We start from the raw sequence: 19,390 nt of genomic DNA, 5'->3' as shown, positions 1-19,390 counted from the left end.
GAATAGTAATGCTTCCTATTAAGTGGAGCAATTGCTTCCCGTCGTCCCGCGCCGTTCTCGGCACGTCACCCGCGCCGCAGCATCAGCGCGGCAAGCGCACACAACGCCAATGCCACACAGGCCAGATAAAACGCATCGCTGTAGGCCATCAGAAACGCCTGGTGATGGATGCTCTGGTCGAGCAGTTGCAACGTCGCTTGATGGTCCGGCAACTGCGCCTGCAACACGCCCGCGTCCGGCAGGCGTTGTTGCAGGGCCGAGTCGAACAGCGTCACCGACTCATTGATCCGCGCTGAATGCACACGCTCGCGCACCACCACCAGTTGCGCCAACAACGCCGTGCCGACGGCGCCGCCCAGGTTGCGCAGCATCGAAAACACCGCCGAGGCCGACCCCGCCTCGGCCTTCGCCAGCCCCTGCACGGCCAGCACCGACAAAGCCACCATGATCAGCGGCTGACCGACCCCGCGCACCACAATCGACGGCACGATCACATTGCTCGCGCTGTCGGCGGACAAGTGCGCGCCCATCCAGCACCCCAGCGCCATGATCGCGAAGCCCGACGCTACCAGCAGCTTGGCGCTCAACCCCCTCATCAATCGCGGCAAAAACGGCGCCATCACCAGTTGCACCAGCCCGTAGAGGATCAGGCTCAGCCCAATCTCCCGTGCGTTGTAGCCCTGCAATTGCGACAGGTAATTGGGCACCAGAAACACCAGGCCGAATGTGCTTGCGCCGAACACACACATCGCCACACTGGCCACGCCAAAGTTGTAATGCCCCAACAGGCGCAGGTTGATAAAGGCATGCGCGCCCCACAGTTGGCGCGCGATAAACCCGAGCAGCCCGACCACGGCCAATACACTCATCCACACAATAAACGGCGAACCGAACCAGTCCTTGCGCCCGCCCTCCTCCAGCACGATTTGCAGCGCACCCAGGCCCATCACCATGCAGGCGATGCCCCACCAGTCGCCCTGGCGCAACAGCTTGAGGTGCATGGGCTGGCGATCAATCGACCAGGCCACCGCGGCGAGCAACGCAATGCCGGGGAACAATTGCAGGTAGAAGATCCAGCGCCACGAGTACACGTCCGTCAGCCAACCGCCCATCGACGGGCCCGCAGCCTGGGCCACGCTATTGGCCAGGCTGAACAGGGCCATGCCCAGTGGCACTTTGCTGGGCGGCAGCTCGGTAATGATCAGTTGGAAAGACAATGGGATCAGCACCGCGCCGGCCGCGCCCTGTATCACCCGAATGATGATCATGGCTTGCAGGTTCGGCGCCAGCGAGCACGCCACCGAGGCCAGCAAAAACACGCCCGAGCCTAAAAGCATCACGCGGCGCAATGAAAACACCTGCACCAGCCACGCGGTGAGCGGGATCATGATGATTTCCGCCACCAGGTACGCGGTGGAGATCCAGGAACCCTCCTCGAACGTGGCGCCCAAGGCGCCTTCGATTTCCGGCAGCGCGGCGCTGGTGACGTGCACGTTCATCCCGGCCATGAAGCAGCCGAAGAGCCCGCCGATCACCGCCACCCACGCGCGCAACGACACCTGGGGTGAGCGCGCATCAACCGCCATGAGCAGGCGCCCCACGCGTGTCGACCGTGGCAATCACCGACATGCCCGGCAGGATGCGTGGGCCGTCACCTTCCTGCGCCAGCAGGCGGATCCGTACGGGAAAACGCTGGACGATCTTGGTGAAGTTGCCCGTGGCATTGTCGGGCGGCAATAACGCAAACACTGCGCCGGAGCCTGGGGCGATACTTTCCACCTCGCCCCGCCAGTGCCGGCCGGCGAAGCTGTCCACCGCAATGTCCACCGACTGCCCGGGCGCCATGCGCTGCAACTGGGTTTCCTTGAAGTTGGCGCTCACATACGCCTGCGCGACCGGCACCACGGCCAGCAGCGGCAGACCAGGCAGTGCGTATTGCTGGCGGCGCGCTTTGCGCTGGCCCACCACGCCGTCAAACGGCGCACGAATCGCCGTGTCCTCCAGCGCGTTACGCGCCAAGCCCACGGCGGTGCGAACTTCGCCGACATGGGCCTGACGTTCTTGCAGTTGGGCCTGGGCCTGTTGGCGGCGCGCCTTCAGCACCTGCAACTGCGCCTGCTGACGCAGCACCTGCGCACGTGCCTGGGCCAGCGCCGCCTGCGCCTGGGCCTGGCTGGCACTTACCGTTTCCAGGTGTTGGGCACTGGCGACCTGCTGCGCCACCAGGTCGCGATAGCGCTGGTAATCAAGGCGCGCGCGTTGTGCTTCAGCCTCACCGCTGGCCAGCGCGGCCTGGGCCTGAACAATACGTTGTTGTTGCTCGCCGGATTGCGCGTCGAGGGTCTGCAGGTTGGCCTGTTGCGCGGTGACCGCCGCTTCAGCTTGCTGCAGCTGCGCCTGGGCACTGTTGAGACGCTCGATAAAATCGCGCTCATCGATACGCACCAACACGTCTCCGGCCTTGACCCACTGGTTGTCGTCCACCAGCACCTGGCTTATATAGCCTGCAACCCGGGGGCTGACGGCGACCCAATCGGCACGCACATAGGCATCGTCGGTCTCTTCCAGGAACTGCCCCGTTTTCCACCAATAGCTGCCAAACAGGGCGATGCCCAGTAACGCAGCCACCGACGCCGTCACCACCAACGTGCGGCGGTGACGTTGCATCAACGTGGGTGCAATGACTTCAACGGCCTGATTCATCGGCGGGCTCCAAGGGTGGCTACGGGTAAGGAAGGTGATGGATCAGGGCGCTGCCAACCGCCGCCCAGCGCCTGGAACAGGTCGATCTGGCGGTTGATCAGGTGCAGGTCGGCCTGAGCCAGGCGTGTTTCGAGGCTGACGCGGTTGCGCTCGCTGTCCAGCAGCGCCAGCGCATCCAGGCCACCGGCCAGGAAGCTGCGGTTGGCCAGGTCGAACGCTCGGCGGCTATGCGCCAGGGCGGCGACCAAGGCTTGGCGGCGCTGCTGTTCGCCTTGGTAAAGCACCAACGCTTGCTCCACCTGCTTGAGCGCGTCGAGCACGGTGGCGTCGAATTGCGCCAGCGCCTGATGCGCTTCGGCCCGCCGTTGGGTGACCTGCGCAAGGGCGATCTGCCGGTTGGGAAACTGCCAGGACAGCAAGGGGCCGATGCCATACACCACGGCGTTGGCGTCCCCCAGTTTGCCCAGGCTGGCGGCCGACGAGCCGAGCATCGCGCCGAAGGTAATCTGTGGATACACCTGCGCGCGGGCCAAGCCGATGGCCGCGGTGGCCGCACGCACCTGTGCCTGGGCGCGGCGGATATCGGGACGGCGTTGCACCAGCGCCCAGCCTTCGCCGACCGGCAATGGCGCCTGCAATCGCGGGCCTTGCTGACAGCTGTGAGCGCTCACTTGTTCCGGCGGCTGACCACTGAGCACCGCCAGTTCATACAGCGCGCTCTGGCGGCGCGCAGCGAACAGCGCCAACGGCGCGCGGGTTTCCTCCAGCAGGCCTTGCAGGCGTGCCACCTCCAGTTCATTGGCGGCGCCGGCCTTTTGCAAACGCTGAGTGACGTCAAGGCTGCGCGCCAACAGGCGCACCGCATCACGCTGCACCTGGGCCTGATGCGCGTAGACGCAGGCCTGCGCATAGGCCCGTGCGGTCTGCGCCGCCACGGTCACTCGCAATTCATCCTCCACGGCGCGTGCGGCTTGCGCATCGGCATGGGCCGCAGCAATGCGGTAGCGCACGGCGCCCCACAGGTCCAGCGTATAGCTCAAGGCAAACTCAGGGGTGTGGCTCCACTGCCCGCCCGCCGACTGGCCCGTCGCCTGGGCCAAGGTCTGGTCATCGCGGCTGCGGCCATACGCCAGGCCATAAGACAACTCAGTGGACGGGCGGCGCTGACCTTCGACCTGCTGCAACAGCGCCAGCATCGCATCGACATGCGCGCCAGCAGCCTCAAGGTGTTTGTTCTCGCGCAGTGCCCGTTCCACCAAGGCATCCAGTTGCGGGTCACGGTACAACTGCCACCAACGCGCCGGCAGCGGTTCGGCGGTTTCCAGGGATAAGATCGCTGCAGGCTGCGCCGTAACCCGCGTCGTAGGCGCGTTGCTGCACCCGGCCAGCGCGCTGATCACACCCACAATGGCCAAGCGGTGGAAGCGGTCAAAAACAGAGCTGGGCATCACAAGGCTCGTTCAGGAAAGGGCCTTGCAGCGTAAAGGTCTCACCTTGGGGATTCGCGCGCGCCCAGGCCATCTATCGTCGCTGAACGGACAACTGCGCAGCGTGGCTCAAGGCCCTGGCCGAAAATGGCTCGGCGGGTAACCCATGGCACGGCGAAACATCGCGCTGAACGCGCTCGGGCTCTGGTAACCGTGCTCCAGCGCCACCTCCAGAATGGGCACGCCCTGGGCCAACAGTTTGAGGCTCAGGGCGAGCCGCGCACGCTGGCGCCACTCGCCAAAGCTCATGCCCAGTTCACGCTGGAAAATCCGACTCAGGGTACGCGCGCTCATGTTCAGCAGGTCGGCCCACGACTCCAGGCTGCTGTCATCGGCTGGGTGGCGGATAAAATGCGTGCACAGCCTGGCCAGGCGCGCCTCCGCCGGCACCGGCACATGCATGGCCACCACGGGCGCGCTGAGCAACTCCATGCGAATCAGCTCGATCAACGCGAGCATGCGCGGGGTGTTCTGCCCTGCAATCAAGGCCGCCGCGACGATCAATTCGCGCAGCAGCGCAGACACTTCAATCACCTGGCACACCCGACCCAATCCGGGCTCCGCATCCGGCGCCAGGAACAGCGTGCGCATGTGCACGTCACCGGCCATGCGGATTTCATGCGACGTACCGGCCGGCACCCACAGCGCATGCCCGGACGGCACCAGCCAACTGCCCTGCGCAGTACTGACCACCATCACCCCCGCCACGCCATGAATCAGTTGCGCCTGGGCATGGCAATGCGGGAGCACCACCTCATCATTACGGTAATTGTCGGCATAGGCTTCAAGCCACGGCCTGGGCGGCGATTGGGCAGTCATAGGCGGGGCTCGCATCAACGGGCCTTGAGTCTAGCGAAAAGCGCACTGGCAAAAACGAGCGAAACAGACAGCCATCGTCGCATTTGAGACAACCGGTGAACTTCCGCCCCGCGCCGCCAGTCAGCTGCAAAGACTCTCTTAAAACGGTGGGTGGGCTATGCAGATCTCGTTGCAGCAACAAGTGGCCCTGGTCACCGGCGCCAGTTCCGGCATTGGTGCAGGCGCCGCCAAGGCATTGGCCGAGGCCGGTGCGGCCGTGGTGCTCAATTACAACTCGCAGGCGGCGCCGGCCGAAACCCTTGCCGCGCAGATCAACGCCAACGGCGGCCAGGCGATTGCCATCGGTGGCGATGTGTCCAAAGAAGCCGACGTAGAACGATTATTCGCCCGGACCCTCGATGCCTTCGGCCACCTGGACATTCTGGTGGCCAATTCCGGCCTGCAAAAAGACGCCAACCTGGTCGACATGACCCTCGAGGACTGGAACACCGTGATCGGCGTCAACCTTACCGGCCAGTTCCTGTGTGCCCGCGCCGCCGTGCGGATTTTCAATCGCCAGGGCGTGCGCGAGGGCGTGTCGCGTGCCGCCGGCAAAATCATCCACATGAGTTCGGTGCACCAGATCATTCCCTGGGCCGGGCATGTGAATTACGCCGCCTCCAAGGGCGGCGTGGAGATGCTGATGCGCACCCTCGCCCAGGAAGTCAGCGAACAACGCATCCGCATCAATGGCATTGCGCCGGGCGCCATTCGTACGGCGATCAACCGCGCCGCCACCGAAGGCGCGGCGGAAAAAGAGCTGTTGAAGTTGATTCCCTATGGCCGCGTCGGCGACGTCGAAGACGTGGCCAACGCGGTGGTGTGGCTGGCGAGCGACGCGTCCGACTACGTGGTCGGCAGCACCCTGTTCATTGACGGTGGCATGAGCCTTTATCCGGAGTTTCGTGGCAATGGTTGATTTCAAGAACGAACCCCAAAGCGCCATCGATGCCCACGGCATTATTGGCGATATGCGCAGCGCGGCCTTGATAAATGACCGCGGCAGCATCGACTTTTTCTGCTGGCCGGAATTCGACAGCCCGTCGATCTTCTGTTCGCTGCTCGACACGCCTGAGGCGGGTGTTTTTCAACTCTCTCCCGAACTGACAAACGCACGGCGTGAGCAAATCTACCTGCCCGATACCAACGTGCTGCAAACCCGCTGGCTGAGCGATGAAGCCGTGGTGGAAATCACCGACCTGCTGGTCATCAGTGAAGAAATCGACGACCTGCCGCTGCTGATTCGCCGCGTGCGCGTGGTCAGCGGCAGCGCAAAAATCCAGCTGCGCTGCGCCGTGCGCCACGACTATGCGCGCACGCCGACCCACGCCAGCCTCGCCGACGGTATCGTGTCGTTCACCGCCGAGGGCCTGCCTGGCCTGCGGCTGGCGGGCAGCCACGCGATGCAGATCGAAGACGATGCCGCCGTGGCCAGCTTCACCCTGGGCCAGGAAGAAGGCGCTGAGTTCGTGCTCGGCGGCCAGGACGACCCCCGCGTCAACAACGGCTGCACCGACCTGGCGCTGGCGCACACCTTGAAATTCTGGCGCGGCTGGATCGCGCAGTCGAATTACCGCGGGCGCTGGCGCGAAATGGTCAACCGCTCGGCACTCGCCTTGAAGCTGCTGACCTCGCGCAAGCACGGCGCAATCATCGCCGCCGCGACATTTGGCCTGCCGGAAACCCCCGGCGGCGAACGCAACTGGGACTACCGCTACACGTGGATCCGCGACGCCTCGTTTACCGTCTACGCCTTCATGCGTCTGGGGTTCATCGAAGAGGCCAACGCTTACATGCGCTGGCTTAAAGGCCGCGTCAGCGACTGCTGCGGTCAGGCGACCAAAATCAATATTCTTTACGGTATCGATGGGCGCCAGGAACTGCCGGAAGCCACGCTTGATCACCTCAGCGGCCACGGCGGCGCCAAACCGGTGCGCATCGGCAATGAAGCGTTTGACCAGGTCCAGCTGGATATCTACGGCGAACTGATGGACGCGGTGTACCTGGTCAACAAATACGGCGAAGCGATTTCCCATGAAGGCTGGAAACACACCGTGGAAGTGGCAGATCAGGTGTGCGAAATCTGGAACCAGCAAGACGTGGGCATCTGGGAAATGCGCGGTGAGGAGCATCACTTCCTGCATTCGCGCCTGATGTGCTGGGTGGCGCTGGACCGCGCAATCCGGTTGGCCTCCAAGCGCTCGCTGCCCGCGCCGTTTGCGCGCTGGGACCAGACACGCCAGGCGATCTACGCGGATATCTGGAGCAACTTCTGGAATGAAGAGCGCGGGCACTTCGTGCAGCACATCGGCAGTACTGCGCTGGATGGTTCGATGCTGCTGATGCCGCTGGTGCGCTTTGTCGCGGCGACCGACCCACGCTGGCTGTCGACGCTCGAAGCAATCCAGAAAAGCCTGGTGCGTGACGGCATGGTCTACCGCTACCGCAACGACGACAGCCAGATCGACGGGCTGCAAGGCACCGAAGGCGCATTCGCCGCGTGTTCGTTCTGGTACGTCGAATGCCTGGCGCGCGCCGGGCAAGTGGAGAAGGCCCACCTGGAATTCGAACAACTGCTGCGCTACGCCAACCCGTTGGGCTTGTACGCCGAAGAGTTCGACAGCCAGGCGCATCACTTGGGCAATACGCCGCAGGCGTTGAGCCATTTGGCGCTGATCAGCGCGGCGACCTTTCTGGACCGCAAGCTCAGCGGCGAAAAGACCACCTGGCAACCTTGAGCAGGCCCGACGCACAGCCGCGGCATTTCCACCTCAAATACTGAGGGCCGCCTGTGGGAGCAGGTTTGCTCGCGAAGCGGCAGTGTCAGTGACTGCCTGCAGAGGCTGACACATTGCATTCGCGAGCAAGCCCGCTCCCACAGGTGATCGGGTTCAGCTTCCTGCTGTTGATTTTGACCTGAGGCGCCCCGCTGAACCCCGCAGCGTGCACAATGGGCAGCCCCCGAGCTGCCATCAGGAACCTCATGCGCCAGGTATTGTTGATCATCGACGTGCAACCCTCTTTCAACCCACCCGCATGGCTGGTCGATGGCATCAACGCCCTGCTCGGGCGCCTGCCATCGGTGGCCACCGTGGAGCGCCATGACGAAAGCATCACCCCCTTCACCCGCCAACTGGGCTGGCAACCCGCGCCGGATGACGACAGCCTGATCGCAGCCGAGCGCGTCTTCATCAAACACGGCTATGCGCCGACACCCGAAACCCTGGACTACCTGAAAAGCCTGGCGCCGGATCGCGTGCTGGTGTGTGGCATTCAAACCGATACGTGCGTGCTGGCGGCCGGGTTCGCGTTATTTGATGCCGGCCTGCAGCCGACGCTGATCAGCGATTTGACCGTGGGCTCGTCGCTGGACCGGTCGGGAACACTGGGCGTGGATTTGTGGCGGCACCATTTTGGATGCGTGATTGATCGGGCTCAGGTGATGGCGACGACCGGCTCATGAACCCATTCCCGACGCTTGCCACCCAGCGCCTGCGCCTGCGCGAACTGCGCGCGACGGACGCCCCGGCCCTGTTCGCCATCCACCGCGACGCTGCCAACATGCGCTGGTTTGGCGCCGCCCCGATGACCGACCTCGCCCAGGCCCACGCGCTGATCGACACCTTCGCCCAATGGCGCACCCAGCCCAACCCCGGCACACGCTGGGGGATTGAACGGGACGGCGAACTGATCGGCGGCTGCGGCCTGTTCAAATGGAATCGCGCCTGGCACAGCTGCGCCCTGTCCTGTGAACTGGCGCCCGCCGCCCGTGGCCAAGGCTTGATGAGCGAAGCGTTGCGGGCGATGCTCGATTGGGGCATCGCGCACATGCACTTGCATCGGGTTGAAGCCATGGTGCATCCGCAAAACACCGCGTCACTGGCATTGTTGGAACGCCTGGGCTTCATCGCCGAAGGAACGTTGCGAGAAGCCGGGTTCTGGAATGGCCAACGGCATGATCTGATGGTGTTGGGGTTATTGACGCAGGCTTGGCCCGAGCATTCACTGAAAAACCGCTGACTTGCTAAACAGCCCAAACCTCAAGGCAATCATCCGTGAAACCCTCGCGCAAAAGGCGTGGCTCATTTGAACCCCATCGTCTGCGCCTCATGCGCCTGCTGGAGGCATCGGGCGCAAGACTGTATCGCGGGCCTTTGGCGATTGAGGGCGGGCAGTGGATGGCTCAGGTGCGCGATCCGTGGGGCAATTGCATCGGGTTGCGTCAGGTCGGGCTAGACAAGTCAAACGACTGACTTGATTTACACTCCGTGCCGTCACGGGTTTGAGCTAGAGTTGCAGCTACTTTGGCCAGTCGATAAGCGCCCCTCATGACTACGCTCGCCCCGCTGCTATACGTCCGTACGCCGATGCTGGAAATCGCCTACGAAGCCCACGGCCCCGAAGACGGCGAACCGGTGATCCTGCTGCATGGTTTCCCCTACGACCCGCGTGGCTACGATGAGATCGCGCCGGCCCTGGCCGATCGCGGTTGCCGGGTGTTGGTGCCCTACCTGCGTGGCTATGGCCCAACACGGTTTATCAACGCGCAAGTGATGCGCTCCGGCCAACAGGCGGCGTTGGCCAAGGACCTGCTGGATTTCATGGATGCCCTCGGCATCGCGCAGGCCACGCTCGCCGGTTACGACTGGGGCGGACGCGCCGCGTGTATCGTCGCCGCTCTATGGCCGCAACGGGTACGCGGGTTGGTGACCGGGGATGGCTACAACATCCAGGACATTGCCAAGTCGCTTGAGCCACGCGCGCCGGAAAAGGAGCATCGGTTGTGGTATCAGTTTTACTTTCACACCCAGCGTGGCGTCGACGGTCTGAGCGCCAATCGCCGTGAGTTCTGCCAGTTGTTGTGGCGGCTATGGTCGCCGACCTGGGCTGAGGGACCGGGGCTGTATGGCCGCACGGCGCCGTCATTTGATAACCCGGACTTTGTCGACGTGGTGATTCACTCCTATCGCCACCGGTTCATGTACGCGCCGGGCGACCCGGCGCTGGAGGCGATCGAGCAGGCACTGGCCGCGCAGCCGCCGATTCCGGTGCCGACCATTTCGCTGTGCGGCGCTGATGACGGCCTAGGCCCGGCCCCGGCGGTGGATGACGACGAGGAACATTTCAGCGGTTTTTACCGACGTGAAGTCTTGCCCGGTGTGGGTCACAACATTCCTCAGGAAGCGCCACAGTCCACGCTCAGGGCGATCTGCGAATTGCTGGATCGGGCCTGAACGTTACCGGGCAGCTTTGATCCTGAAACTGAACACGCTGCCCTGCCCCTCCACGCTTTCTGCCCAGATCGTGCCGCCGTGGGCTTCGATGATGCCGTGGGAAATGTACAGGCCCAATCCGCTGCCTGTGGGGTTACCCTCGCGCGACGTCCAGTAGCGCTCAAAGATGAAGGGCAATTGCGCCGCGCCGATCCCTGCGCCGTTGTCGCACACGCGAAACAGCACTTCATCGCCGGCCGCCTGGGCAATCACCTCGATCGTCCCGCCGACGTCGGTGAACTTCAAGGCATTGCCAAGCAGGTTGGAAAACACCTGGAACAGACGCTCCGAGTCGGCCTGGATCAACAACCCAGGCTGAGCATGCCACGTCAGGTTGACGCCTTTGGCCGCCGCCAGCGGATGCCACATCAACCCCAGCTGTTCCAGGCTCGCACTCACCTCCAGCGGTTGCAGGGTTACCCGGTAACGCCCGGCTTCTATGCGTGAAATGTCGATCAAGTCTTCCAGCAAGGTGTTCATGCGCGCCGTCGCGGTTTGCATGGTTTGAATGGCCGTGTTCAGCCGCAGGGTTGCGCGAGTATCGTCGACCGGCACCATTTTGCGCATCATGCCGCATTGCATCAGCAGGATGGTCAGCGGGCTGCGCAAGTCGTGAGAGACCACTGCGACCAGTTCGTCCCGCGCACGCACGGCGGCATGCTCGCGCTGCACCTGCCGGCCCAGGTCATGCTCAAGAGCGTGACGGCGCAAGGCCTCTACGGCTTGCAGCTCCGAGGCAGACCACTGCAGCGCCTTGCCGTCGACCTGCTGTTTCCAGCGCTCGAATGACAGCCTCGGGCTCAACCCGGCCGTTTGCGCGTCGCGGTGTTTGACCGGTTCGCCGCTCCAGTGCACCGACGTCTGGACCTCGGGACGAAACCATATCACCGCGTTGTCCACCGGCTTGGGCAGGCGAAAGGCCAACAGGCCGCTGGCATAGGTTTGATAGGCAGCCGCTGGCGCAAACTGCGCAGACACCTGGTGAGTGGCCACCACGCCTTTGCCCTGCTGCTCGATCCAGGGGTACAACGCGCGTATCTGGGTTTCATTGGGGCAAACGCCAAAGCGATGCAGGCGCTTCTCCACCAGAATCGCCAAGCCATCGGCGGCAGCCAGGTTCAACAGGGTTTGCGCATAGGGCAACAGGCTCTCCATGACGTCGCCCGTGTCCGCCGCCATGGCGGTGACCAGCGCGTCGATCATGCTGGCTTTTTCCTGTTGTTGGAGGCGCGCGTCCTGGTCTTGCAATGCGTTGATCTGCATCGACAATAACTGACCGATGCTGGTACACGCGGTGCGCAACTCATGAGGCACGCGCAGGGGTTCGCGATGGCCGCAGGTGATCAGCCCCCAGAGCTGATCATCCTTGAGCAAAGAGATGCTCATCGACGAGCGCACGCCCATGTTTTTCAGATAATGGCAGTGCACCGGCGAGACGCTGCGCAACACCGCAAAACTCAGGTCCAGCGCTTGACCCGTGTCGGGACGCAGGGCCGGCAGGATCGGCACCGGCGTGTACGTCGCGTCGGGGATCACCCGGATCCAGTTCAGGCGGTAGAGTTCGCGGGCTTGCGGCGGGATATCCGAAGCCGGAAAGCACAGCCCCAGATAAGGTTGCATGCCGTCGCTGAGGGATTCGCCGATGACTTTGCCGTGGCCTTCCTGCTCGAAGCGGTACAGGGTGACGCGGTCGTAGCCGGTCAAGGCACGAATCTCGGTGACGCAGGTTTGGTACAGCCCCTCGAGGGTCTTTGCCGACTGCAGGCGCCGCAGGGTGCGAGCCACGTGCAGCGCGGCGGAATGTCCGGGCATTACGGAGCGCTCCAGCTCCAGAAACAACAAGCCCTGGTGGCGGTGCAGCAACGCGTCAAACAGGCTGCCATTGAGCGTGACCTGATGCAGCTCGTCCTCATCGGCGTCCAGGTCGGTGAGCGCATGATGAACCCGGGCCAGCGCGTCATCGCCGATCAGGCTGCCCAAGGCCTGCCCGGACAACGGGCCCGGCCCCAGGCCCAGCTCGGCATTCAGGTTGGCGCTGGCTTGCAGCACCACCAGCGTCGGCTCGCTCAAGGTCAACAGCACGCCGTGGGGCTGGATTGTCCCGGGAATATGAATCGGCTCGCTCGCGCAATCATCCGGCGAGGGACTGGCGCTGATCGCAGACACTGGTTTCATGAGAGACGTCACGCCGGGGGGCGGAGGGAGTAACGGCGCAGAGGCAGGCGCCTACTGCGGAAGGTAATCGCGTCAACATAGCACCTTGATACAAATGTGTACGTTTTCGTTCAAGTCGGTGCGCAGAAGCGCTCGCGGTAAGCCTGGGGCGTGACCTCCAGCGCCCGCAGGAAACTGCGCCGCAGGGTTTCCTCGCAGCCAAAACCGCACTGCACGGCGATACGTTTGATCGACGCCGTGCTGTCGGCCAACTGCCGACGCGCGGTTTCAACGCGGATCAGCTCGACTGCGCGCGCCGGGGTCTGGCCGGTTTCGGCGCGGTAGTGCCGCACGAAGCTGCGTTCGCTCATGCCGGCCTGGGCGGCCAAGGTGGGAATATTCAGATCGAGGGTGAGGTTTTCGGCCACCCAGGCATGCAAATCGGCAAAGCGCCCGTCGCCCTTTTGCAGGGACAACGCCACGCTGTATTGCGCTTGCCCACCGGGGCGCTTAAGAAACACTACCAAGTGCCGCGCCGCTTCCAGGGCCACGGCGCGGCCCAGGTCTTCTTCCACCAGCGCCAGGCACAGGTCGATGCCCGCCGTCACGCCAGCGGACGTCCATACCGAGCCTTGCTGGATGAAAATTGGATTGGCCTCAACCGTCAGCGACGGAAATTTGCGCGCCAGTTCCTCGCAGCGTGTCCAGTGGGTGGCCACGCGGCAACCATCGAGCAAACCGCTGGCGGCGAGCAGAAACGCGCCGGTGCACACCGAGGTCATGCGTCGAGTGTGCCGGGCTTTTTGCGTGACCCAATCGACCAGTGCGGCATCTTCGGCGGCGCCATACACGCCCCAGCCGCCAGCGATCACCAGCGTGTCGCACGGCGTATCGGCCGCAGGCAACGGCTCGGCCACCAAGGCCAGCCCCGCGGAGGTCATCACCGGTGCCGCCTGGGCGGCAACCACCGACACCGCGTAAGGCAACGGCTGGCCGCGCTGGCGCGCCAGGTCATTGGTGGTGGCGAACACCTGTAACGGCCCGGTCACGTCGAGCACTTGGGCGTTATTGAAGGCGAGTACGTGAATGGTCCGGGTCATGTTTGGCGTAATGTGTGGGCTCAATGGCGTATGCGCCAAAGCCTAGGCCTCTAGAGTGAGGCCGTCTACCCCTTTATCGGAGCTTCATCGATGACCTTGCAGATTGGCTTTGTGTTGTTCCCCGGTATCCAGCAATTGGACCTCACCGGCCCCTACGACGTGCTGGGTTCACTGCCGGATGTGCAACTGCATCTGGTGTGGAAAGACCTGGCACCGGTCACCTCCAGCACCGGCATGGTGTTTACGCCGACCATGACGTACGCCGACTGCCCGCGCCTGGACGTGATTTGCGTGCCCGGCGGTGCCGGCGTGGGTGCCTTGATGGAAGACTCGCACACCCTGGAGTTTCTCAAGGCCCAGGCACAGACCGCACGCTACGTGACCTCGGTGTGCACCGGTTCGTTGGTTCTCGGCGCGGCGGGTTTACTGCGCGGCCGCAGGGCCACCACGCACTGGGCCTATCACGACCTGCTCGCCCCACTCGGCGCCATTGCGGTGCAAGCGCGCGTGGTGCGTGATGGCAACCTGCTGACCGGCGGCGGAATTACGGCAGGAATCGACTTTGCCCTGACCCTGGCCGCCGAGCTCTACAGCGAGGCCGCGGCGCAACTGGTGCAGTTGCAGATCGAATACGCGCCCGCCCCGCCGTTCGATTCGGGCAGCCCGCAGACCGCGCCCGCGCACGTACTGGAAGAAGCCAGAAAGCGTACGGCCGAATCGCGGCGCGTGCGCGGCGAGATCGTGGCCCGGGCAGCAGCCCGGTTGGGTTGAGCTGCCCTGTCACGCTGGCCGAGACATCAGCGCCAGCCGCGCGGCCAGCAGCATGAGCACCGTCGCCAGGCCCCATTTCTGGAGCCTGGCGCTGTGTGCGCGGCCGGCAAAAAAACGGCTGAGCGCGCCGCCAAACATTCCCAGCAACGCGTGAAATACACCGGCAATCAGGGTCAGAACGCCGCCCAGCATCAGCAATTGCAGCGTGATGGAACCGGCCTGCGGATTGACGAACTGAGGCAAAAACACCATGAAAAACAACAGTGCCTTAGGGTTGAGCAGGCTATTGAGCATCGCCTGCGCAAACACACGGCCCAGGCGCACGCGCTTCACCTGGGCAGCCTCCAGGCGCGGGCTTTTCTGCAAGGTCTTGAACACCAGCCACAGCAGGTAAATGACGCCGGCATAACGAATCACATCAAACGACGGCGGCCAACTGGCGACCAGTGCCGTGACACCGGTGGCGGTCAACGCGGTCAGCAGCAGGTCCGCGACGCAGATCCCCAGGCTCGAGGCCACGCCACCGCGCCAGCCATAACTCAGGCCATGGCTGATAACAAATGCCATGTTCGGCCCTGGCGATAGCAGCAGCAACACCACCGCCCCTGAAAAAACCAACAAGGTTGAAAGATCGATCATGCTCAAGCCCTGCGCCGTAAAAGCCTGCAGGCTAAATCGGCCGGCCGTGTGCGCACAAAAAATTGTGCTGGATACATTCTTTGCGCATGACGGCACCGGGCGATTGCTCGTGACCACAACCAGCGTCTAGAATGCGAAACATTATCAATTAAGACCGCTGCGCAGGATGCCCATGTCGAGCGACCCACCTCTGGACCCTGCCACCCTCGGCCAGCTCTACCAGGCTCATCACTCGTGGCTGCGCGGCTGGTTAAGCCGGCGCACCGGCTGCCGTGAACACGCTGCCGACCTGGCACAGGAAACTTTCATGCGCCTGCTCATCGCGCGCAAACAGCAAACCTTGCAGCAGCCGCGCGCTTACCTGAGCAGCATCGCGCGCAGTCTGATGATCGACCAGTATCGGCGCCGCGAACTGGAACGCGCCTACCTTGAAAGCCTCGCGCACTTCCCGCAACTGCAAGTGCCGTCGGAGGAGACCCGGCTGCTGATCCTCGACAGCCTGGAGCGCATCGATCGCTTGCTCGACCAGCTCAAACCACGCGTACGCGAAGCCTTTTTGCTCGCGCAACTGGATGGCCTGACGTGTGCGCAAATCGCCTTGTGCCTGGGCGTGTCCAAAGCCACCGTCGAGCGAGACCTGTCCAAGGCGCTGCACGCCTGCTACCGGTTGCGGTATGCCGAACGTTGACCCGCGCCTGCTCGACCAGGCTATCCAGTGGATGATACAGCTGCGTTTCAACGTCGCCGATGACGCCAGCACCGCCGCGTTCGAGCAGTGGTTGCAGACCAGCGCCGAGCATCAGCGGGTGTGGCAACGCGTAGCGAGCATGCATGATGAGTTTGCCCAGGTTCCCGCTCGCATCGGCCACCATGCCCTGGATGGCGCGCGCCGCCGCATCAGCCGGCGTGAAGGTTTGAAGGTGTTGGGGCTGCTGGCCGGCGCCGCCGGGCTGACCTGGCTCGGTCGCGACTACACGCCCCTGCCCGCCTTGCTGGCCGACTACCGCACGGCCACTGGCGAACGGCGCTGGGTAACGTTGAGCGACGGCAGCCAGGTGCAGCTCAACAGCGCCAGCGCGATCGACACCGCCTTCACTACCGAGCGGCGCCAGGTGCAGCTGCTTCAGGGCGAGATCCGGGTCAATAGCAGTGCCGACAGCCGACCGTTGTGGGTGCAGACTCGCGATGGTTTTTTGCGCGCCCTCGACACGCGGTTTCTGCTGCGCGAAGCCTCTCAAGGCACTTTGCTCGATGTGCAGCAAGGCACCGTGGCGGTGTATGTCGACAAGCATTCATCCAACGCCCGACACATCGTCAAGGCAGGTGAACACATACTGTTCGACCGCCACGGCATTCGCCCATCGATTGCCAACGGCCTGGATCCCTGGGCCTGGAGCGAAGGTGTGATCAGCGCCCACAACATGCGCCTGGACGACTTCCTCACCGAACTGAACCGCTACCGCAACGGGCTGGTGCGTTGCAGCGAAGCGGTGGCCAGCCTGCGCGTGTCGGGCACGTACCAACTGGACGACACCGATCAGGTGTTGAGCCTGGTGGCGCAATCGTTGCCGGTGAGCATTCAGTACCGCAGCCGCTACTGGGTCACCGTTACCCCTCGCGTGTAAGTGCTGAAAAATAAATGAGGTGAATGCACATTGCCGCTCGACCTGTAAGGAAAGGCCGATCAACAGGCCGGTTCTGTCCACTTCCTTCAGGAGCATTTCGCGGTCATGCAAGCGTTTCCTTCCCAACGTTCTTCCCTCAAGCGCGCGGTGCAGGCCGCCGCGCTCGGCGCCTGCCTCAGCGGGGGCGGCCTGCCCTCGGCCGTGCTGGCCGACACAGCTGCCGTCGATAATCAGGTGCGCGATTGGCACATCGCGCCAGGCGCCCTGGCCAACGCGTTGGACCAGTTCGCTCGCCAGGCCGGCATCAGCCTGTCGTACGACGCCACCAGTGTCGCCGGCAAGTCCAGCCAGGGCCTGACCGGCAGCCTTGACCGCGAGCAAGCGTTGCACCAGCTGCTGCGCGGGCAACACCTGCAAGCCCAGCGTCAGGGTGCAAGCACCTGGCTGTTGCTGCCGCAAACGGCCGAATCCGGCGCGCTCAATTTGAGCGCCACCACCGTCACCGGCGCCCGTGCAGGGGCCACCACCGACGGCACCGGCGCCTACACCACCGGCGCGGTGACGATCGGCAAAGGTGAACACAGCCTGCGGGAAACCCCGCAATCGGTCAGCGTGATGACCCGACAATTGATGGACGATCAGAACGTCACCACCATCGATGACGTCATGGAGCGCACGCCGGGCATCACCACCTATGAGTCACCCATGGGCGGCAAGTATTTCTACTCCCGGGGTTTCAAGATGCTCGGCCAGTACCAGTACGACGGCGTGCCTCTGGACATGGGCAAGGACTACGTACAGGCCGACAGTTTTACCGCCAACATGGCGATTTACGATCGGGTGGAAGTGCTCAAGGGTGCAGCCGGCATGCTCAAGGGCGCCGGCACCGCCAGCGGCGCAGTGAATTTTGTACGCAAGCGGCCCCAAGCCAAACCCACCACCAGCCTGTCGCTGTCTGCCGGCACCTGGGACAACTACCGCGCCGACCTCGACACCGGCGGCGCGCTGAATGACAGCGGCACCGTGCGCGGCCGCGCGGCCGTCAGCCAGCAAACGCGCGGGTCGTATATGGATATCGCCAAGCGCGAGGACCAGGCGGCCTACGCGGCACTGGATTTCGACCTCGACGCCGACACCACCCTGGGCGTCGGCGCCAGCTATGAAGACGTTGATGCCTCGCCCTGCTGGGGCGGCTTGCCGCGCTACAGCGACGGCAAAAGCGCCAAGCTCAGCCGCTCCACCTGCCTGGGCCAATCCTGGAACGACTGGCAAAGCCAGCGCGCCACGTTCTTCGCCGACCTCACCCACCACTTCAGCGATGACTGGAAACTCAACGTGGCGGCCGTGCACAGCCGCAACCTGCAAGACATCAAATACGCCGCCAGCGAAGGCACCATCGTCTATGGCAACCCGGCACCGACGGCCAACTCCTACGCGGCCTTGATGGATTACGACCACCGGGACTTCGGCGTCGACGCCTACCTGGACGGCAAGTTCGAAGCCTTCGGCCTCGAACACGAACTGATCATCGGCGCCAACGGTAGCCGGGGCACCCAGGATGATGTGTATGCAATCCAGAACCTGCCGACGCGCGTGAACATCTACCAGCCTGATCACCACCTGCCGGAACCCGCCAACGATACCTTCTGGCCCAACATGTACCGTGGCGGCACGGTCAAGGAAACCGCCACCCAATACGGCACCTACGCCACGTTGCGCCTGCGCCTGGCCGAACCGTTGCTGTTTATCGTCGGCAGCCGCGTGAGCTGGTATGAGAACCGCCGCCAGTCCAACAACCTGGCCTGGGGCGAATGGGCCGTGCAGGATGCGCGCACCCGGGAAACCGGCGAAGTCACACCGTTTGCCGCACTGATTTATGACCTCGACGAAAACCTCTCGGTGTACGCCAGCTACGCCGATATCTTCCAGCCACAAAGCTCCTACGCCACGATCGACGGCGCCGCACTCAAGCCGCAGATCGGTGACAACTACGAGCTGGGGATCAAGGGCGAATGGTTCGAGGGGCGCCTCAACAGCTCCCTTGCGCTGTTTCGCGCGGTGCAGAAAAACACGGCTGAAACCGATTACCTCAGCGTCTGCCCGACGTCCTCCGACGGCTATTGCTACAGCGACACCGGCAAGACCCGCGCCCAGGGTGTAGAAGCCGAAGTCAGCGGTGAATTGCTCGAGCGCTTGCAGGTGTTTGGCGGCTACACCTATACCCAGACCAAAACCCTGAAGAACATCGACAGCGCCGTGGAAGGTGGCGTGTCCAACAGCTACGTGCCGCGGCATATGCTGCGCATGTGGGGTGACTACCAACTGGATGGCGCGCTGTCGAAATGGAGCGTGGGCACCGGCGTCAACGCCCAGAGCAGCAACTATCGCGTGCAGGGCATCAAGCTCGAACAGGCCGGTTACGCGGTGTGGAATGCGCGACTGGCGTATCGCTTGGACGACACCTGGACCGTGGCGCTCAACGGCAACAATGTTTTCGACAAACACTATTATCAAACCGTGGGCACCGCCGCCTGGGGCAACTTTTATGGCGAACCACGCAATTTTACCGTGAGTGTGAAAGGCAACTTCTAATCCCGCGATGTCCCCGGTGGCAGGGCATTTGGTGCGCCCTGCCACCGCCTCCTTGTCCCCTTTTCCTACCTCTATTCGAAAAAGGTTTGCCCATCTGGCAGGAAAATTCTCACATTTGTTCCTACACTCAAAATCACACCCCTTCACCGCGTGTTCGAACAAGGAAAGTCAATAAAATGCCACGAAAT

Annotated in this window: 16 protein-coding genes; 9 read left to right on the top strand and 7 right to left on the bottom strand. The window is 63.5% G+C overall.

The window, feature by feature from the left end; genetic code table 11:
- Positions 1-65 precede the first annotated feature (65 nt).
- The 4 genes from AACV02_RS10270 to AACV02_RS10255 form a co-directional block, all read right to left on the bottom strand.
- Positions 66-1,586: a DHA2 family efflux MFS transporter permease subunit gene (locus AACV02_RS10270; protein ID WP_106580061.1), complete on the bottom strand. Its 1,521-nt coding sequence runs from the start codon at positions 1,584-1,586 to the stop codon at positions 66-68.
- Positions 1,576-2,703, bottom strand: a complete 1,128-nt coding sequence (locus AACV02_RS10265; protein ID WP_119739383.1) for an HlyD family secretion protein — start codon at positions 2,701-2,703, stop codon at positions 1,576-1,578. Before AACV02_RS10265 ends, AACV02_RS10270 begins: the two co-directional genes overlap by 11 nt.
- Entirely contained in the window at positions 2,700-4,151 is a 1,452-nt protein-coding gene (locus AACV02_RS10260) for an efflux transporter outer membrane subunit (protein WP_119739381.1), read from the bottom strand. Before AACV02_RS10260 ends, AACV02_RS10265 begins: the two co-directional genes overlap by 4 nt.
- 108 nt (positions 4,152-4,259) lie before the next feature.
- The gene (locus tag AACV02_RS10255) at positions 4,260-5,009 is read right to left on the bottom strand and encodes an AraC family transcriptional regulator (protein WP_119739379.1); all 750 of its coding nucleotides are present in this window, start codon (positions 5,007-5,009) and stop codon (positions 4,260-4,262) included.
- A 157-nt stretch (positions 5,010-5,166) separates the two neighbouring features.
- Here AACV02_RS10255 and AACV02_RS10250 point away from each other — a divergent pair, with 157 nt between their 5' ends.
- The 5 genes from AACV02_RS10250 to AACV02_RS10230 all read left to right on the top strand — a co-directional run bounded on the left by AACV02_RS10250 (position 5,167) and on the right by AACV02_RS10230 (position 10,282).
- Positions 5,167-5,967, top strand: coding sequence for a glucose 1-dehydrogenase (locus tag AACV02_RS10250; protein WP_119739377.1), 801 nt, complete (start codon positions 5,167-5,169; stop codon positions 5,965-5,967).
- Positions 5,960-7,786 carry a glycoside hydrolase family 15 protein gene (locus AACV02_RS10245; RefSeq protein WP_119739375.1) on the top strand — a complete coding sequence of 609 codons (1,827 nt, stop codon included), beginning with the start codon at positions 5,960-5,962 and terminating at the stop codon, positions 7,784-7,786. The genes AACV02_RS10250 and AACV02_RS10245 overlap by 8 nt, the downstream gene beginning before the upstream one ends.
- 245 nt (positions 7,787-8,031) lie before the next feature.
- Positions 8,032-8,511, top strand: a complete 480-nt coding sequence (locus AACV02_RS10240) for a cysteine hydrolase family protein (protein WP_119739373.1) — start codon at positions 8,032-8,034, stop codon at positions 8,509-8,511.
- Complete coding sequence (locus tag AACV02_RS10235; RefSeq protein WP_119739371.1) at positions 8,508-9,068, top strand: GNAT family N-acetyltransferase; 561 nt, start codon at positions 8,508-8,510, stop codon at positions 9,066-9,068. Before AACV02_RS10240 ends, AACV02_RS10235 begins: the two co-directional genes overlap by 4 nt.
- Before the next feature lie 308 nt (positions 9,069-9,376).
- The gene (locus tag AACV02_RS10230; RefSeq protein ID WP_119739369.1) at positions 9,377-10,282 is read left to right on the top strand and encodes an alpha/beta fold hydrolase; all 906 of its coding nucleotides are present in this window, start codon (positions 9,377-9,379) and stop codon (positions 10,280-10,282) included.
- A 3-nt stretch (positions 10,283-10,285) separates the two neighbouring features.
- Here the strand turns inward: AACV02_RS10230 and AACV02_RS10225 are convergent, their stop codons facing one another.
- Positions 10,286-12,496: an ATP-binding protein gene (locus AACV02_RS10225; RefSeq protein ID WP_119739367.1), complete on the bottom strand. Its 2,211-nt coding sequence runs from the start codon at positions 12,494-12,496 to the stop codon at positions 10,286-10,288.
- Positions 12,497-12,606: 110 nt separating this feature from the next.
- Positions 12,607-13,575 (bottom strand): GlxA family transcriptional regulator, encoded by a 969-nt coding sequence (locus AACV02_RS10220; protein WP_119739365.1) that lies wholly within the window; start codon positions 13,573-13,575, stop codon positions 12,607-12,609.
- A 90-nt stretch (positions 13,576-13,665) separates the two neighbouring features.
- Between AACV02_RS10220 and inhA the strand changes: the two genes are divergently transcribed.
- Complete coding sequence (inhA, locus tag AACV02_RS10215) at positions 13,666-14,346, top strand: isonitrile hydratase (protein WP_119739363.1); 681 nt, start codon at positions 13,666-13,668, stop codon at positions 14,344-14,346.
- A 9-nt stretch (positions 14,347-14,355) separates the two neighbouring features.
- Here the strand turns inward: inhA and AACV02_RS10210 are convergent, their stop codons facing one another.
- Positions 14,356-14,985 carry a LysE family translocator gene (locus tag AACV02_RS10210; RefSeq protein ID WP_119739361.1) on the bottom strand — a complete coding sequence of 210 codons (630 nt, stop codon included), beginning with the start codon at positions 14,983-14,985 and terminating at the stop codon, positions 14,356-14,358.
- Positions 14,986-15,157: 172 nt separating this feature from the next.
- Here AACV02_RS10210 and AACV02_RS10205 point away from each other — a divergent pair, with 172 nt between their 5' ends.
- The 3 genes from AACV02_RS10205 (at position 15,158) to AACV02_RS10195 (ending at position 19,202) form a co-directional block, all read left to right on the top strand.
- Positions 15,158-15,673, top strand: a complete 516-nt coding sequence (locus tag AACV02_RS10205; RefSeq protein ID WP_119739359.1) for a sigma-70 family RNA polymerase sigma factor — start codon at positions 15,158-15,160, stop codon at positions 15,671-15,673.
- Positions 15,660-16,610: a FecR domain-containing protein gene (locus tag AACV02_RS10200; RefSeq protein WP_119739357.1), complete on the top strand. Its 951-nt coding sequence runs from the start codon at positions 15,660-15,662 to the stop codon at positions 16,608-16,610. The genes AACV02_RS10205 and AACV02_RS10200 overlap by 14 nt, the downstream gene beginning before the upstream one ends.
- Positions 16,611-16,715: 105 nt before the next feature.
- Positions 16,716-19,202 (top strand): TonB-dependent siderophore receptor, encoded by a 2,487-nt coding sequence (locus AACV02_RS10195; protein ID WP_119739355.1) that lies wholly within the window; start codon positions 16,716-16,718, stop codon positions 19,200-19,202.
- Positions 19,203-19,390: the final 188 nt, after the last annotated feature.

Source organism: Pseudomonas sp. Larv2_ips (genome assembly GCF_963879675.1).
Classification (GTDB): domain Bacteria; phylum Pseudomonadota; class Gammaproteobacteria; order Pseudomonadales; family Pseudomonadaceae; genus Aquipseudomonas.
The sequence above is the reverse complement of the archived record's forward strand: the minus strand, read 5'-3'. Positions and strand labels throughout refer to the sequence as shown.

Coding starts and splice junctions, on each gene's coding strand:
- AACV02_RS10225 (WP_119739367.1), bottom strand. CDS start 12,496: ATGAAACCAGTGTCTGCGATCAGCGCCAGTCCCTCGCCGGATGATTGC.
- AACV02_RS10210 (WP_119739361.1), bottom strand. CDS start 14,985: ATGATCGATCTTTCAACCTTGTTGGTTTTTTCAGGGGCGGTGGTGTTG.
- AACV02_RS10220 (WP_119739365.1), bottom strand. CDS start 13,575: ATGACCCGGACCATTCACGTACTCGCCTTCAATAACGCCCAAGTGCTC.
- AACV02_RS10245 (WP_119739375.1), top strand. CDS start 5,960: ATGGTTGATTTCAAGAACGAACCCCAAAGCGCCATCGATGCCCACGGC.
- inhA (WP_119739363.1), top strand. CDS start 13,666: ATGACCTTGCAGATTGGCTTTGTGTTGTTCCCCGGTATCCAGCAATTG.
- AACV02_RS10270 (WP_106580061.1), bottom strand. CDS start 1,586: ATGGCGGTTGATGCGCGCTCACCCCAGGTGTCGTTGCGCGCGTGGGTG.
- AACV02_RS10250 (WP_119739377.1), top strand. CDS start 5,167: ATGCAGATCTCGTTGCAGCAACAAGTGGCCCTGGTCACCGGCGCCAGT.
- AACV02_RS10235 (WP_119739371.1), top strand. CDS start 8,508: ATGAACCCATTCCCGACGCTTGCCACCCAGCGCCTGCGCCTGCGCGAA.
- AACV02_RS10195 (WP_119739355.1), top strand. CDS start 16,716: ATGCAAGCGTTTCCTTCCCAACGTTCTTCCCTCAAGCGCGCGGTGCAG.
- AACV02_RS10200 (WP_119739357.1), top strand. CDS start 15,660: ATGCCGAACGTTGACCCGCGCCTGCTCGACCAGGCTATCCAGTGGATG.
- AACV02_RS10205 (WP_119739359.1), top strand. CDS start 15,158: ATGTCGAGCGACCCACCTCTGGACCCTGCCACCCTCGGCCAGCTCTAC.
- AACV02_RS10260 (WP_119739381.1), bottom strand. CDS start 4,151: ATGCCCAGCTCTGTTTTTGACCGCTTCCACCGCTTGGCCATTGTGGGT.
- AACV02_RS10265 (WP_119739383.1), bottom strand. CDS start 2,703: ATGAATCAGGCCGTTGAAGTCATTGCACCCACGTTGATGCAACGTCAC.
- AACV02_RS10230 (WP_119739369.1), top strand. CDS start 9,377: ATGACTACGCTCGCCCCGCTGCTATACGTCCGTACGCCGATGCTGGAA.
- AACV02_RS10255 (WP_119739379.1), bottom strand. CDS start 5,009: ATGACTGCCCAATCGCCGCCCAGGCCGTGGCTTGAAGCCTATGCCGAC.
- AACV02_RS10240 (WP_119739373.1), top strand. CDS start 8,032: ATGCGCCAGGTATTGTTGATCATCGACGTGCAACCCTCTTTCAACCCA.